We start from the raw sequence: 14,249 nt of genomic DNA, 5'->3' as shown, positions 1-14,249 counted from the left end.
GTGGACGTTTCATGGACCCTTTGGGCACTGACCATTTTCGGTCTGAGTGCTTTGATCGCAGTCGACTTCTTCATCGGGCGCAAGCCCCATGACGTGTCGACCAAGGAAGCCGGGATCTGGACGGTCGTCTGGATCGCGCTGGCCGTGCTCTTCGGGCTCGGCCTGCTCGTGTTCGGCGAGAGCCAGGCATCGGGCGAGTTCTTCGCCGGATTCATCACCGAGAAGTCGCTGAGTGTCGACAACCTCTTCGTCTTCGTCCTGATCATGGCGAAGTTCTCGGTGCCCTCGCACCTCCAGCAGCGCGTGCTGCTCATCGGTGTACTGATCGCCCTGGTCCTGCGGGCGATATTCATCGCCGCCGGTGCCGCGGTCATCGAGAACTTCTCGTGGGTCTTCTACATCTTCGGCGCGTTCCTCATCTACACCGCCTGGAAGCTCATCCAGGAGGCGCGGGCCGGCGAGGAGGACGAGGAGTTCGAGGAGAACCGGCTGCTCAAGTCCGTCGAGCGACGCTTCGGCGTGGCCGACAGGTACCACGGCACCAAGCTCTTCATCCAGGTGAACGGCAAGCGTGTCCTGACCCCGCTGATGGTGGTCATGCTCGCCATCGGCACCACCGACGTGCTGTTCGCGCTGGACTCCATCCCCGCGATCTTCGGTCTGACCCAGGACCCGTACATCGTCTTCACCGCCAACGCCTTCGCCCTGATGGGTCTGCGCCAGCTGTACTTCCTCATCGGCGGTCTGCTGAAGAAGCTGGTCCACCTCAGCTACGGGCTGTCGGTGATCCTCGGCTTCATCGGGGTCAAGCTCGTGCTGCACGCGCTCCACGAGTCCGGGCTGCACGTCCCCGAGATCTCCATCCCGTTCTCGCTGACCTTCATCTGCGGCGTCCTGGTGATCACCACGATCACCAGCCTGATCGCCAACAAGAAGCAGACGGCGGCGGAAGAGGCCGAGCAGTCGTCCACGACGGCCGGGTCCGCCGGCGAGGACACCAAGAGCATCGACGCCTGAACCAGGTGAGAACCGGCACCGGCCGGGGTGAGCGGATCGTTCCGCCCACCCCGGCCGGTGTGGTGTTCAGGGCCGGGAAACGCTCACCAGCCGCGCTCACGCCACTGCGGCAAATGGGGCCGCTCGTCCCCCAGCGTGGTGTCGTGCCCATGGCCCGGGTAGACCCAGGTCTCGTCCGGCAGCGGCGCGAAGAGCTTCGTCTCCACATCGTGCAGCAGGCTCGCGAAAGCCTCGGGGTCCTTGTCGGTGTTGCCGATCCCGCCGGGGAAGAGGCAGTCCCCGGTGAACAGGTGCGGGGCCCCGTGCGGGTCGTCGTAGACCAGTGCGATGGAGCCCGGAGTGTGTCCGGCCAGGTGCCGGGCGGTCAGCGTGACGCGGCCCACCCGGATCGTGTCGTCGTCCTCGACGAGTACGTCGGTCGGGACAGGGATGCCCTCGGCGTCGTACCGCCCCGCGTAGGTGCGGGCCCCGGTGGCCCCCACGACCTCGGCCAGCGCCTGCCAGTGGTCGCCGTGCCGGTGCGTGGTGACGACGGACGCGATGCCGTCGTCACCGATCAGCCGCAGCAGGGTCCCGGCCTCGGCGGCCGCGTCGATCAGGAGCTGCTCACCGGTGGCCCGGCAGCGCAGCAGATAGGCGTTGTTGTTCGTCGGTCCGACCGCGACCTTGGAGATCATCAGGTCGGTCAACTCGTGTACGTCCGCAGGTCCGCCGACTTTGACTGCTCCGCTGTACGTCATACGGCTGAGCCTATAGCGGGGGCAGTACGGGAAGAGGGCCTCCTTCCACGATCAGCGCGGAGCCGTCACGGCGCCCGCAGAGCCAGCCGAGGACCTCGGCAGCCGTGCCCCGGACCGTGACCGGCCCGCCGGCCGCGCCGCCGCCCGTGGTCCACGTCCGCCCCTCGGCGACCACGGTCGTCGCCACGACACCGGGGTGGCCGGTGAACCGCTGCGCCAGGAAGCCGGTCTCCCGCGTCACGAAGTCCTCCGCCAGGTCCTCCAGCTCGTAGCCTGTCCCCAGGTCGACGTGGTGCAGCTCCACCTCGATGAGGCGGCGGAAGGGGATGCGCGACGCGGAGTCCGTCACACCGTTGCGCAGGGTGACGGTACGGGCCCAGTCGGCGGTGCCGGCCGCCGCCTGGAGGAAACCGGCCGCGCTGCCGCGCAGGTCGGCGAGGTGTTCGTCCAGCGGGCGGGAAGCATCGCGGGCGATGTCCTGGTCCCGGGTTTCGCTGCTCGCGTACATCGGGCGTCCGCGGAGAACGTTTACGAGCGCGTCGGCGTTACGTGAAAGGTGGGCCAGTACATGGCCCCGGCTCCATCCGGGCAGCCGTGACGGCTCGGCGAGTGAACGGTCGTCCAGTTCGCCCGCTGCGCTGAGCAGTCGATCGGTCGCCTCGCGTACAGCTCCCAGGTCGCGCACATGATCAATCATGCGGCCGAGCCTAGCTCCGCCACCCGATCGGGTGAAGGAGTCAGAGCACGTCCGTAAATCGAATGTGCGTGCTATACGCTCGGAGTCGAAAGCCTTCTCCACCGCTGTGGCGCCCCCCATACCCTGGGAGAGGGGCTCAGTTCCCCCGCTTCCCTCAAGAAAGGTGCGGACCGGCGTGGCCGACCGTCTCATCGTCCGTGGCGCGCGCGAGCACAACCTCAAGAACGTCTCGCTCGACCTCCCCCGCGACTCCCTCATCGTCTTCACCGGGCTCTCCGGGTCGGGCAAGTCGTCCCTCGCGTTCGACACGATCTTCGCCGAGGGCCAGCGACGCTACGTGGAGTCGCTCTCCTCGTACGCCCGGCAGTTCCTCGGCCAGATGGACAAGCCGGACGTCGACTTCATCGAGGGCCTCTCGCCCGCAGTCTCCATCGACCAGAAGTCGACCTCGCGCAACCCGCGCTCGACGGTCGGCACCATCACCGAGGTCTACGACTACCTGAGGCTGCTGTTCGCCCGGATCGGCAAGCCGCACTGTCCCGAGTGCGCCCGCCCCATCTCGCGCCAGTCCCCGCAGGCCATCGTCGACCGGGTGCTCGGCCTGCCCGAGGGCAGCCGCTTCCAGGTGCTGTCGCCGCTGGTGCGCGAGCGCAAGGGCGAGTTCGTCGACCTCTTCTCCGACCTGCAGACCAAGGGCTACAGCCGGGCCAGGGTCGACGGGGAGACCATCCAGCTCTCCGAGCCGCCCACGCTGAAGAAGCAGGAGAAGCACACCATCGAGGTGGTCATCGACCGCCTCACGGTCAAGGACAGCGCCAAGCGCCGCCTGACCGACTCGGTGGAGACCGCGCTCGGCCTCTCCGGCGGCATGGTCGTGCTCGACTTCGTCGACCTCTCCGAGGACGACCCCGAGCGTGAGCGGATGTTCTCCGAACACCTCTACTGCCCCTACGACGACCTCTCCTTCGAGGAGCTCGAGCCCCGCTCCTTCTCCTTCAACTCGCCCTTCGGCGCCTGCCCCGACTGCACGGGTATCGGTACGCGCATGGAGGTCGACCCGGAGCTGATCGTCCCGGACCAGGACAAGTCCCTCGACGAGGGCGCGATCCACCCCTGGTCGCACGGCCACACCAAGGAGTACTTCGGGCGGCAGATCGGCGCACTCGCCGAAGCCCTGGGATTCCGTACGGACATGCCCTGGGCCGGGCTGCCCCAGCGGGCCAGGAAGGCCCTGCTCCACGGCCACAAGATCCAGACCGAGGTGCGCTACCGCAACCGGTACGGGCGCGAGCGCGCCTACACCACCCCCTCCTTCGAGGGGGCCGTGCAGTTCGTCAAGCGCCGCCACTCCGAGGCCGAGAGCGATTCCAGCCGGGAGCGCTTCGAGGGCTACATGCGCGAGGTGCCCTGCCCCACCTGTGCGGGCACCCGGCTCAAGCCGCTGGTCCTCGCGGTGACGGTGATGGAGAAGTCCATCGCCGAGGTCGCCGCGATGTCGATCAGTGAGTGCGCCGACTTCCTCGGCCGCCTCAGGCTGAACGCCCGCGACAAGAAGATCGCGGAGCGGGTGCTCAAGGAGGTCAACGAGCGGCTGAAGTTCCTCGTGGACGTCGGCCTGGACTACCTCTCGCTCAACCGCGCCGCGGGCACCCTGTCCGGTGGCGAGGCGCAGCGTATCCGGCTGGCGACCCAGATCGGCTCCGGTCTGGTGGGCGTCCTGTACGTGCTGGACGAGCCGTCCATCGGGCTGCACCAGCGGGACAACCACCGTCTGATCGAGACCCTCGTCCGGCTCCGCGACATGGGCAACACGCTCATCGTCGTCGAGCACGACGAGGACACCATCAAGGTCGCCGACTGGGTCGTCGACATCGGCCCGGGTGCCGGTGAGCACGGCGGCAAGGTCGTCCACTCCGGCTCGCTCAAGGACCTGCTGGCCAACGAGGAGTCGATCACCGGCCAGTACCTCGCAGGCAAGCGCGCCATCCCGATGCCCGACGTCCGGCGCCCGGTCGACCCGGGGCGGCAGCTGACGGTGCACGGTGCCCGGGAGAACAACCTCCAGGACATCGACGTCTCCTTCCCCCTCGGTGTCCTCACCGCGGTCACAGGGGTCTCCGGATCGGGGAAGTCGACCCTGGTCAACGACATCCTCTACACGCACCTGGCCCGCGAGCTGAACGGCGCCAAGTCGGTGCCCGGGCGGCACACCCGCGTCGAGGGGACGACCTCGTCGACAAGGTGGTGCACGTCGACCAGTCGCCGATCGGCCGTACGCCGCGTTCCAACCCCGCCACGTACACCGGTGTCTTCGACCACGTCCGCAGGCTCTTCGCCGAGACCATGGAGGCGAAGGTGCGCGGCTATCTGCCGGGGCGCTTCTCCTTCAACGTCAAGGGCGGCCGCTGCGAGAACTGCTCCGGTGACGGCACGATCAAGATCGAGATGAACTTCCTGCCGGACGTGTACGTCCCGTGTGAGGTCTGCCACGGGGCGCGCTACAACCGGGAGACCCTGGAAGTGCATTACAAGGGCAAGTCCATCGCCGAGGTGCTGGACATGCCCATCGAGGAAGGTCTGGAGTTCTTCGAGGCCGTCCCCACGATCGCCCGTCATCTGCGCACGCTCAACGAGGTGGGCCTCGGATACGTCAGGCTCGGGCAGTCCGCGCCGACGCTCTCCGGTGGTGAGGCGCAGCGGGTGAAGCTGGCGAGCGAGCTCCAGAAGCGCTCCACGGGCCGCACGGTCTACGTGCTGGACGAGCCGACCACGGGTCTGCACTTCGAGGACATCAGCAAGTTGATCACGGTCCTCTCGGGTCTGGTCGACAAGGGCAACACGGTGATCGTCATCGAGCACAACCTGGATGTCGTCAAGACCGCGGACTGGGTCGTCGACATGGGTCCCGAAGGGGGCAACGGAGGCGGTCTGGTCGTCGCCGAGGGCACTCCCGAGCAGATCGCGTCGGTGCCGGCCAGCCACACCGGGAAGTTCCTCCAGAGCATTCTCGGAGCGGACCGGATCAGCGCGGCCGCCGTCCCGACAGCCGCCAGGTCCACCCGGAAGAAGACCGTGGCCAGGACGGCGGCGCAGCCCGTCGCGAAGAAGGCCGCGGCCAAGAAGGCGGCCGTGAAGAAGCCCGCCGCGAAGAAGACGGCTCGCTCCACGAAGGCGTGAGCGCGGGCCGGCCGGGACAGCGGGAGCCGCTGTCCCGGCCGGCCCGCGCGCGGAGCGGCCGTAGCCCGGGCGAGGGTGCCGCCCCGGGCTCGGAGCCTTCCCCTCGGAGCCTTCCCCTCCGACTCGCTCCCCCCGCCGGAACCGGCCCGGTCGAAGGGCTCCCGTTGTCCGCCGGTATGGTCGGTTCTGTCGCTGCCGCCTCCGGCTCCCGGCCCCTCGGGTGCGCCAGGCGGCTCCCCGCCCTCACTCCGTGGAGACCGCATGCCCGGCCTGCCCGCCGCCCGCCGAACCGTGCTGAAGGGCGCCGCTCTCGCCGGTGCCACCGGGCTGGGAGTGGCCGCCTGTTCGACCGAGTCCAAGCTGGGCCACGCCAAGGAGCCCACGCCCACGGCGCCGGTCGCGCTCGGCGCCGCGGACGACGTCCCGGTCGGCGGAGCCAGGCTCTACCGGGAGCAGCGGCTCGTCGTGAGCTGCCCGGCCGAGGGCCGGTACAGGGCGTTCAGCGCACAGTGCACCCACGGGGGCTGTGTCCTGGAGAAGGTCGAGGGCACCGAGGGCCACTGCCCCTGCCACGGCAGCCGCTTCGACACCACGACCGGCAAGGTGGTGCGGGGTCCGGCCACCGTCCCGCTGCCCGCCGTCCCGGTGCGGATCGAGGGCGGACAGCTCGTCGCGGGCCCCGACGCCTGACGGCGCCGCACGACCCCGGGCCCCGATGACCCCAGGCGCGCAGGACCGCCGGCCCGGACGGCCTGTCCCTCGGCGAGCCGCGCTGTCACTGCCCGCAAGTAGGGTGTGAGACATGGCAGACCCCTCCAGCTACCGCCCCAAGCCGGGACAGATCCCCGACTCCCCGGGGTCTACAAGTTCCGCGACGAGCACCGCAGGGTGATCTACGTCGGGAAGGCCAAGAACCTGCGCCAGCGCGTGGCCAACTACTTCCAGGACCTGGCCAATCTGCATCCGCGCACCCGCACGATGGTCACCACGGCCGCCTCCGTGGAGTGGACCGTCGTCTCCACGGAGGTCGAGGCGCTCCAGCTCGAATACTCCTGGATCAAGGAGTTCGACCCCCGGTTCAACGTCAAGTACCGCGACGACAAGAGCTATCCGTACCTCGCGGTCACCCTCAACGAGGACTTCCCCCGCGTCCAGGTGATGCGGGGCGCCAAGAGGAAGGGCGTGCGCTACTTCGGGCCGTACGGGCACGCGTGGGCGATCCGCGAGACCGTCGACCTGATGCTCCGCGTCTTCCCCGTGCGCACGTGCTCCGCGGGCGTCTTCAAGAACGCGGAGAGGACCGGCCGCCCCTGCCTCCTCGGCTACATCGGCAAGTGCTCCGCGCCCTGCGTCGGCCGGGTCAGCCCCGATGAGCACCGCGAGCTCGCCGAGGACTTCTGCGACTTCATGACAGGCCGGACCGGTACCTACATCCGCCGCCTGGAGAAGGACATGACGCGGGCGGCGGAGGAGATGGAGTACGAGCGGGCGGCGAGGCTCCGCGACGACGTGGAGGCCCTCCGCAGGGCCATGGAGAAGAGCGCCGTGGTCCTCGCGGACGCGACGGACGCCGACCTGATCGCCGTCGCCGAGGACGAGCTGGAAGCGGCCGTCCAGATCTTCCACGTACGCGGCGGCCGGGTCCGCGGCCAGCGCGGCTGGGTCACCGACAAGGTCGAGGCGGTCGACACCGCGGGCCTCGTCGAGCACGCGCTCCAGCAGTTGTACGGGGAGGAGACGGGGGACTCCGTGCCCAAGGAGGTCCTGGTCCCCGCCCTCCCCGAGGACGCCGAAGCCGTGGCCCAGTGGCTCGCCGGCCGCCGGGGCTCGCAGGTCAGCCTGCGCATCCCGCAGCGGGGCGACAAGAAGGACCTGATGGCCACGGTCCAGCGCAACGCCCTGCAGGCCCTCGGGCTGCACAAGACCAAACGGGCCTCCGACCTGACGACCCGCTCCCGTGCGCTGGAGGAGATCTCCGAGGCGCTCGGGCTCGGCACGGCCCCTCTGCGCATCGAGTGCTACGACATCTCGCACCTCCAGGGTGACGACGTGGTGGCGTCCATGGTGGTCTTCGAGGACGGTCTCGCCCGCAAGAGCGAGTACCGCCGCTTCCAGATCAAGGGCTTCGAGGGCCAGGACGACGTGCGCTCCATGCACGAGGTCATCGGCCGCCGCTTCAAGCGGTACCTCCAGGACAAGGAGCGGACGGGCGAGTGGGAGGAGACCCCCGCACCGACCGGCCCCGTTCCCGCGCTCACGGGAGCCGTGGCCCCGGGCGGCGGCGGGAGCGAACCCCGGGAGGACGACGGCCGGCCCAAGCGGTTCGCGTACCCCCCGCAGCTCGTCGTGGTCGACGGCGGACAGCCCCAGGTGGCCGCCGCGAAGCGCGCCCTGGACGAGCTGGGCATCGACGACATCGCGGTCTGCGGCCTCGCCAAGCGCCTCGAAGAGGTGTGGCTGCCCGATGACGACGACCCGGTGGTCATGCCGCGCTCCAGCGAAGGGCTCTACCTTCTCCAGCGGATTCGCGACGAGGCCCACCGTTTCGCCATCACCTACCAGCGCGCGAAACGCGCCAAGCGCATCCGCAGCAGCCCGCTGGACGAGGTCGCGGGCCTCGGCGACACCCGCAAGCAGGCCCTGATCAAGCATTTCGGCTCCGTGAAGAAGCTGCGGCAGGCGACAATCGAGGAGATCTGCGAGGTCCCGGGGATAGGACGCAGGACGGCGGAATCAGTGGCCGTCGCTCTCGCCACGACCGCCCCGGCCGCGCCCGCCGTGAACACGGCGACAGGAGAGATCATTGAAGACGACGACGGGGGCACGTCATGACTGAGAACACGAACGACCGCACGCACGGAACCGAACCCGGGCACCACAGCACCGACCGAGCAGACGGAGCAGCACACGTGAGTACGGGCACCACGAACGAGGCGGACGCGGCCACCGCGCCGGCCATCCCCGAACTGGTGATCATCTCCGGAATGTCCGGCGCCGGGAGGAGCACCGCAGCCAAGTGCCTGGAGGACCTCGGCTGGTTCGTCGTCGACAACCTGCCGCCCGCGCTGATCCCCACGATGGTGGAGCTCGGCGCCCGGTCGCAGGGCAACGTGGCCAGGATCGCCGTCGTCGTCGACGTGCGGGGCCGCCGCTTCTTCGACAACCTCCGGGAGTCCCTCGCGGACCTGGAGGCCAAGCACGTCACCCGGCGGATCGTGTTCCTGGAGTCCTCGGACGACGCCCTCGTGCGCCGCTTCGAGTCGGTCCGCCGCCCGCACCCCCTCCAGGGCGACGGCCGGATCGTCGACGGCATCGAGGCCGAGCGCGATCTGCTGCGCGAGCTGCGCGGCGACGCCGACCTGGTGATCGACACCTCCAGCCTCAACGTGCACGAGCTGCGCGCCAAGATGGACGCCCAGTTCGCCGGTGACGAGAAGCCGGAGCTGCGGGCCACGGTGATGTCGTTCGGCTACAAGTACGGCCTTCCGGTCGACGCCGACCTGGTGGTGGACTGCCGCTTCCTGCCGAACCCGCACTGGGTGCCGGAGCTGCGTCCCTTCACCGGTCTCAACGCGGAGGTGTCCGCGTACGTCTTCGACCAGCCGGGCGCCAAGGAGTTCCTCAACCAGTACACGGAGCTGCTCCAGCTCATCGCCACCGGGTACCGCCGCGAGGGCAAGCGCTATGTGACCGTCGCCGTGGGGTGCACGGGCGGTAAGCACCGTTCCGTGGCGATGTCCGAGAAGCTGGCCGCCCGGCTGGCCACCGAAGGCATCGAGACCGTCCTCGTCCACAGGGACATGGGGCGCGAGTGACCAGTCGCAATATGCGTCTGCGGCGGTTGAGCAGAGCGACATCCGCGCTGTCCGGACGCAAGCGCGGCGCCCAGCCCAAGGTCGTCGCCCTGGGGGGCGGCATGGGGCTGTCGGCCTCGCTGACGGCGCTGCGCCGGATCACCGGTGATCTCACCGCCGTGGTCACCGTCGCCGACGACGGGGGGTCCAGCGGCCGGCTCCGTGAGGAGCTGGGCGTGCTGCCCCGGGCGACCTCCGCAAGGCGCTGGCCGCGCTCTGCGGGGACGACGAGTGGGGCCAGACCTGGGCCCAGGTCATCCAGCACCGTTTCGAGTCGAAGGGCGACCTGCACGAACACGCCGTCGGCAACCTGCTGATCGTCGCGCTCTGGGAGCAGCTCGGCGACCACGTGCAGGCGCTCGACCTCGTCGGCAGGCTCCTCGGCGCCCACGGCCGGGTGCTGCCGATGTCGGCCGTGCCGCTGGAGCTCCAGGCACTCGTCCGGGGACACGACCCGCAGCGCCCCGACGACGTCGTCACCGTGCGCGGGCAGGCGACGGTGGCGCTCACCCCGGGCGAGGTGCAGTCGGTGCACCTGGTCCCTTCCGGCCCGCCCGCCGTGCCGGAAGCGGTCGCCGCCGTCCTCGACGCGGACTGGGTGGTGCTCGGTCCCGGGTCCTGGTTCTCCTCGGTGATTCCGCACCTGCTCGTCCCGGAACTGCTCGACGCGCTGGTCGTCACGAAGGCCCGGAAGGTCCTTTCGCTGAACCTCGCGCCGCAACCCGGTGAAACAGATGGCTTCTCACCGCAGCGTCATTTGGAGGTTTTGGGGCGACACGCCCCTAAACTCGCCTTGGACGTGGTGTTGGCCGACGAGGCCGCCGTGCCTGACCGCGACTCCCTCGCCGACGCCGCACAGCGGCTCGGCGCCGCGGTCGAGCTGGCGCCGGTGGCTTCACCCGACGACGTTCCGATCCATGATCCGGAGCTGTTGGCCGCCGCGTACGACCGTATTTTCCGGATGCATGGAAGGATCGGCCCATGGCGATGACGCCAGCGGTGAAGGACGAAGTCTCTCGGCTTCCCGTGACCCGGACCTGTTGCAGGAAGGCAGAGGTCTCGGCGATTCTTCGGTTCGCGGGTGGGCTGCACCTGGTGAGCGGCCGGATCGTGATCGAGGCGGAGCTGGACACCGCGATGGCGGCGCGCCGGCTGAAGCGGGACATCCTCGAAATCTTCGGACACAGCTCGGAGCTGATCGTGATGGCACCGGGCGGGCTGCGGCGAGGCTCCCGCTACGTCGTACGGGTGGTGGCCGGCGGCGACCAGCTCGCCCGCCAGACCGGCCTGGTGGACGGCCGCGGCCGTCCCATCCGCGGGCTGCCCCCGCAGGTGGTCTCGGGGGCCACCTGCGACGCCGAGGCGGCCTGGCGCGGGGCCTTCCTCGCGCACGGTTCGCTCACCGAGCCCGGCCGCTCCTCCTCGCTGGAGGTGACCTGCCCGGGTCCCGAGGCGGCGCTCGCCCTGGTCGGCGCGGCCCGCAGGCTCTCCATCGGGGCGAAGGCCCGCGAGGTGCGCGGTGTGGACCGCGTCGTCGTCCGCGACGGCGACGCCATCGGCGCGCTCCTGACCAGGCTGGGCGCGCACGAGTCGGTGCTGGCCTGGGAGGAGCGCCGGATGCGGCGCGAGGTCCGTGCCACGGCGAACCGCCTCGCCAACTTCGACGACGCCAACCTGCGCCGTTCCGCACGGGCCGCGGTCGCCGCGGGCGCCCGGGTGGGGCGCGCGCTGGAGATCCTGGGCGAAGAGGTTCCTGAGCACCTCGCGGCGGCCGGGCGGCTGCGTATGGAGCACAAGCAGGCGTCGCTGGAGGAGCTCGGCGCGCTGGCCGAGCCGCCGCTGACCAAGGACGCCGTCGCCGGCCGGATCCGCCGCCTGCTGGCCATGGCCGACAAGCGGGCCCAGGACCTGGGTATCCCGGGCACGGAATCCACCCTGAGCGAGGAGCTGGCGGACGGGCTCGTCGGCTGACCGCCCCCGCCCCGCTCCGTGACATCCCGCCCGCACGTGCCGCTGCCGGCGCACCCCCGCAGGGTGCGCCGGCAGCGGCACGTGCGGGCGCACCACCTTTCCGGCGGCTGCGCCCGCCCGGCCCCGGCGAGCCGCCCGCAGCGCCCCGGGCCGCGGCGCGAATACCTCACGGTTCGGCCCGGCGCAAGCGTTCCCCGCCGGAAAGAGGCTGAGAACACAGCGCCGTCGGCCCTCATCGGCCGGCGCTCCGGAGGCCGTGCGCCGGTCACCGCGCAGGGCGGGCCCAGGAGCGGAGGGCCGTGCTCCTACTGGGGAGTACGGGCCTTCCGGCCTCGCCCGGCGGCTCTCGATGTCACTTCCCGGCGCCCGGAAGGGTAGGGTCGGAGGCGGTCGGGGACATCCCTATACAACTCGCCGGCGTCGAAAACCGGCGTACCTAACGAGGAGATCGGTTCGTGACGATCCGCGTAGGCATCAACGGCTTTGGCCGCATCGGACGTAACTACTTCCGCGCGCTGCTGGAGCAGGGTGCGGACATCGAGATCGTGGCTGTCAACGACCTGGGTGACACCGCGACCACGGCCCACCTGCTGAAGTACGACACCATTCTGGGTCGTCTCAAGGCAGAGGTGAGCCACACCGCCGACACCATCACCGTCGACGGTCACACCATCAAGGTGCTCTCGGAGCGCAACCCCGCCGACCTGCCCTGGGGTGAGCTGGGCGTCGACATCGTGATCGAGTCGACCGGCATCTTCACCAAGAAGGCCGACGCCGCGAAGCACATCGCCGGCGGCGCCAAGAAGGTCCTCATCTCGGCTCCGGCCAAGGACGAGGACATCACGATCGTGATGGGCGTCAACCAGGACAAGTACGACGCGGCCAACCACCACGTCATCTCCAACGCCTCCTGCACCACCAACTGCGTGGCGCCGATGGCCAAGGTTCTCGACGAGAACTTCGGCATCGTCAAGGGCCTGATGACGACGGTCCACGCGTACACGAACGACCAGCGGATCCTGGACTTCCCGCACTCGGACCTGCGCCGCGCCCGCGCCGCCGCCGAGAACATCATCCCGACCACGACCGGTGCCGCCAAGGCCACCGCTCTGGTCCTGCCGCAGCTCAAGGGCAAGCTCGACGGCATCGCGATGCGCGTCCCGGTCCCGACCGGTTCGGCCACCGACCTGGTCGTCGAGCTGTCCCGCGAGGTCACCAAGGACGAGGTCAACGCCGCCTTCAGGAAGGCGACCGACGACGGCGACCTGAAGGGCTTCCTCGCGTACACCGAGGACCCGATCGTGTCCTCGGACATCGTCGGTGACCCGGCGTCCTGCACCTTCGACTCGTCCATGACGATGGTGCAGGAAGGCAAGACGGTGAAGATCCTCGGCTGGTACGACAACGAGTGGGGCTACTCCAACCGTCTCGTCGACCTGACCGAGTTCGTCGGCGGCCAGCTCTGATCCTCGGAGTGGCAGGCAACTCGATGTGAGCATGGGGCTCGGACGGCGCAACGCGGCGCCGTTCGAGCCCCGTCGCATGCTCTCTCGTCCTTCCAAGGAGTATCCGGAAACAGATGAAGACGATCGACGAACTTCTCACCGAAGGGGTCGCGGGAAAGCGGGTATTCGTCCGCGCCGACCTCAACGTGCCGCTCGACGGCACCACGATCACCGACGACGGCCGCATCCGCGCCGTCGCCCCCACGGTCGCCAGACTGACCGGAGCCGGCGCGCGGGTCATCGTCGCCTCGCACCTCGGCCGCCCCAAGGGCGCGCCCGACCCGGCGTTCTCGCTCGCCCCGGCGGCGGCACGCCTCGGTGAGCTGCTCGGCACCGGGGTCGCGTTCGCGACCGACACGGTCGGCGACTCGGCCCGCGCCGTGGTCGCCGCCCTCACCGACGGCCAGGTGGCCGTGGTCGAGAACCTCCGCTTCAACGCCGGTGAGACCTCCAAGGACGACGCCGAGCGCGGCGCCTTCGCCGACCAGCTCGCGGAGCTCGCCGATCTCTACGTGGGCGACGGCTTCGGCGCGGTCCACCGCAAGCACGCCTCGGTCTTCGACCTCCCGGCACGGCTGCCGCACGCGGCGGGCGACCTCATCGCCACCGAGGTCGGCGTCCTGAAGAAGCTCACCGACGAGGTCGAGCGCCCCTACGCCGTCGTGCTCGGCGGCTCCAAGGTCTCCGACAAGCTCGGCGTCATCGACCACCTGCTGGAGCGGGCGGACCGCATCCTCATCGGCGGCGGCATGGCGTACACCTTCCTCAAGGCCCAGGGCCACGAGGTCGGCAGCTCCCTCCTGCAGGAGGACCAGATCCCGGCCGTGCTGAAGTACCTGCAGCGGGCCGAGGAGAAGGGCGTGGAGTTCGTCCTTCCCGTGGACGTCGTCGTCTCCGAGCAGTTCCCCGACCTGAAGACCAAGGCCCCAGCAACCCCACGACGGTGGCCGCCGACGCCATCCCGGCCGGGGCGATGGGCCTGGACAACGGTCCTGAGACCAACGCGCTGTACGCCGGGAAGCTCGCCGACGCGGCCACGGTCTTCTGGAACGGTCCCATGGGTGTCTTCGAGCACCCCGACTACGCCGAGGGCACCAGGGCGGTCGCCCAGGCCCTCGTCGACTCCCCGGGCTTCAGCGTCGTCGGCGGCGGGGACAGTGCCGCCGCCGTGCGCATCCTGGGCTTCGACGAGAATGCGTTCGGCCATATCTCGACCGGTGGCGGCGCCAGCCTCGAATACCTCGAGGGCAAGACGCTTCCCGGCCTCGCCGCACTGGAGGACTGACAC

Annotated in this window: 7 protein-coding genes and 4 pseudogenes; 9 read left to right on the top strand and 2 right to left on the bottom strand. The window is 69.9% G+C overall.

Going from position 1 to position 14,249, the window contains the following annotated elements; translation table 11 throughout:
* Positions 1-1,017, top strand: coding sequence for a TerC family protein (locus Sfulv_RS05975; protein WP_173312382.1), 1,017 nt, complete (start codon positions 1-3; stop codon positions 1,015-1,017).
* An 83-nt stretch (positions 1,018-1,100) separates the two neighbouring features.
* Here Sfulv_RS05975 and Sfulv_RS05970 read toward each other — a convergent pair whose 3' ends face one another.
* Together Sfulv_RS05970 and Sfulv_RS05965 are read right to left on the bottom strand one after the other, a co-directional pair.
* Positions 1,101-1,757 (bottom strand): MBL fold metallo-hydrolase, encoded by a 657-nt coding sequence (locus Sfulv_RS05970; protein ID WP_173312379.1) that lies wholly within the window; start codon positions 1,755-1,757, stop codon positions 1,101-1,103.
* 10 nt (positions 1,758-1,767) lie between these two features.
* Complete coding sequence (locus tag Sfulv_RS05965) at positions 1,768-2,454, bottom strand: maleylpyruvate isomerase family mycothiol-dependent enzyme (protein ID WP_173312376.1); 687 nt, start codon at positions 2,452-2,454, stop codon at positions 1,768-1,770.
* Positions 2,455-2,629: 175 nt separating this feature from the next.
* Between Sfulv_RS05965 and uvrA the strand changes: the two are divergent.
* The 8 genes and pseudogenes from uvrA to Sfulv_RS05925 all read left to right on the top strand — a co-directional run bounded on the left by uvrA (position 2,630) and on the right by Sfulv_RS05925 (position 14,246).
* Positions 2,630-5,631, top strand: a pseudogene (uvrA, locus tag Sfulv_RS05960) (excinuclease ABC subunit UvrA).
* 261 nt (positions 5,632-5,892) lie between these two features.
* The gene (locus Sfulv_RS05955) at positions 5,893-6,321 is read left to right on the top strand and encodes a Rieske (2Fe-2S) protein (protein WP_173312373.1); all 429 of its coding nucleotides are present in this window, start codon (positions 5,893-5,895) and stop codon (positions 6,319-6,321) included.
* 112 nt (positions 6,322-6,433) lie between these two features.
* Positions 6,434-8,463: pseudogene (uvrC, locus tag Sfulv_RS05950) on the top strand (excinuclease ABC subunit UvrC).
* Positions 8,460-9,446 carry an RNase adapter RapZ gene (gene rapZ, locus Sfulv_RS05945; RefSeq protein ID WP_173312370.1) on the top strand — a complete coding sequence of 329 codons (987 nt, stop codon included), beginning with the start codon at positions 8,460-8,462 and terminating at the stop codon, positions 9,444-9,446. The pseudogene uvrC and the gene rapZ overlap by 4 nt, the downstream one beginning before the upstream one ends.
* Positions 9,443-10,476, top strand: a pseudogene (locus Sfulv_RS05940) (gluconeogenesis factor YvcK family protein). The gene rapZ and the pseudogene Sfulv_RS05940 overlap by 4 nt, the downstream one beginning before the upstream one ends.
* Positions 10,467-11,456: a DNA-binding protein WhiA gene (whiA, locus tag Sfulv_RS05935; protein WP_173312367.1), complete on the top strand. Its 990-nt coding sequence runs from the start codon at positions 10,467-10,469 to the stop codon at positions 11,454-11,456. The pseudogene Sfulv_RS05940 and the gene whiA overlap by 10 nt, the downstream one beginning before the upstream one ends.
* A 455-nt stretch (positions 11,457-11,911) precedes the next feature.
* Positions 11,912-12,922, top strand: a complete 1,011-nt coding sequence (gene gap / locus Sfulv_RS05930) for a type I glyceraldehyde-3-phosphate dehydrogenase (protein WP_173312364.1) — start codon at positions 11,912-11,914, stop codon at positions 12,920-12,922.
* Between the two features lie 113 nt (positions 12,923-13,035).
* Positions 13,036-14,246 (top strand): annotated as a pseudogene (locus Sfulv_RS05925) (phosphoglycerate kinase).
* Positions 14,247-14,249: the final 3 nt, after the last annotated feature.

The organism is Streptomyces fulvorobeus (assembly GCF_013167895.1).
In the GTDB taxonomy this organism is placed as follows: domain Bacteria; phylum Actinomycetota; class Actinomycetes; order Streptomycetales; family Streptomycetaceae; genus Streptomyces; species Streptomyces fulvorobeus.
The sequence above is the reverse complement of the archived record's forward strand: the minus strand, read 5'-3'. Positions and strand labels throughout refer to the sequence as shown.

What these genes read in the sequence shown, in the direction of transcription:
- Sfulv_RS05970 (WP_173312379.1), bottom strand. Translation starts at nt 1,757, where the DNA reads ATGACGTACAGCGGAGCAGTCAAAGTCGGCGGACCTGCGGACGTACAC.
- Sfulv_RS05965 (WP_173312376.1), bottom strand. Translation starts at nt 2,454, where the DNA reads ATGATTGATCATGTGCGCGACCTGGGAGCTGTACGCGAGGCGACCGAT.
- Sfulv_RS05955 (WP_173312373.1), top strand. Translation starts at nt 5,893, where the DNA reads ATGCCCGGCCTGCCCGCCGCCCGCCGAACCGTGCTGAAGGGCGCCGCT.
- rapZ (WP_173312370.1), top strand. Translation starts at nt 8,460, where the DNA reads ATGACTGAGAACACGAACGACCGCACGCACGGAACCGAACCCGGGCAC.
- whiA (WP_173312367.1), top strand. Translation starts at nt 10,467, where the DNA reads ATGGCGATGACGCCAGCGGTGAAGGACGAAGTCTCTCGGCTTCCCGTG.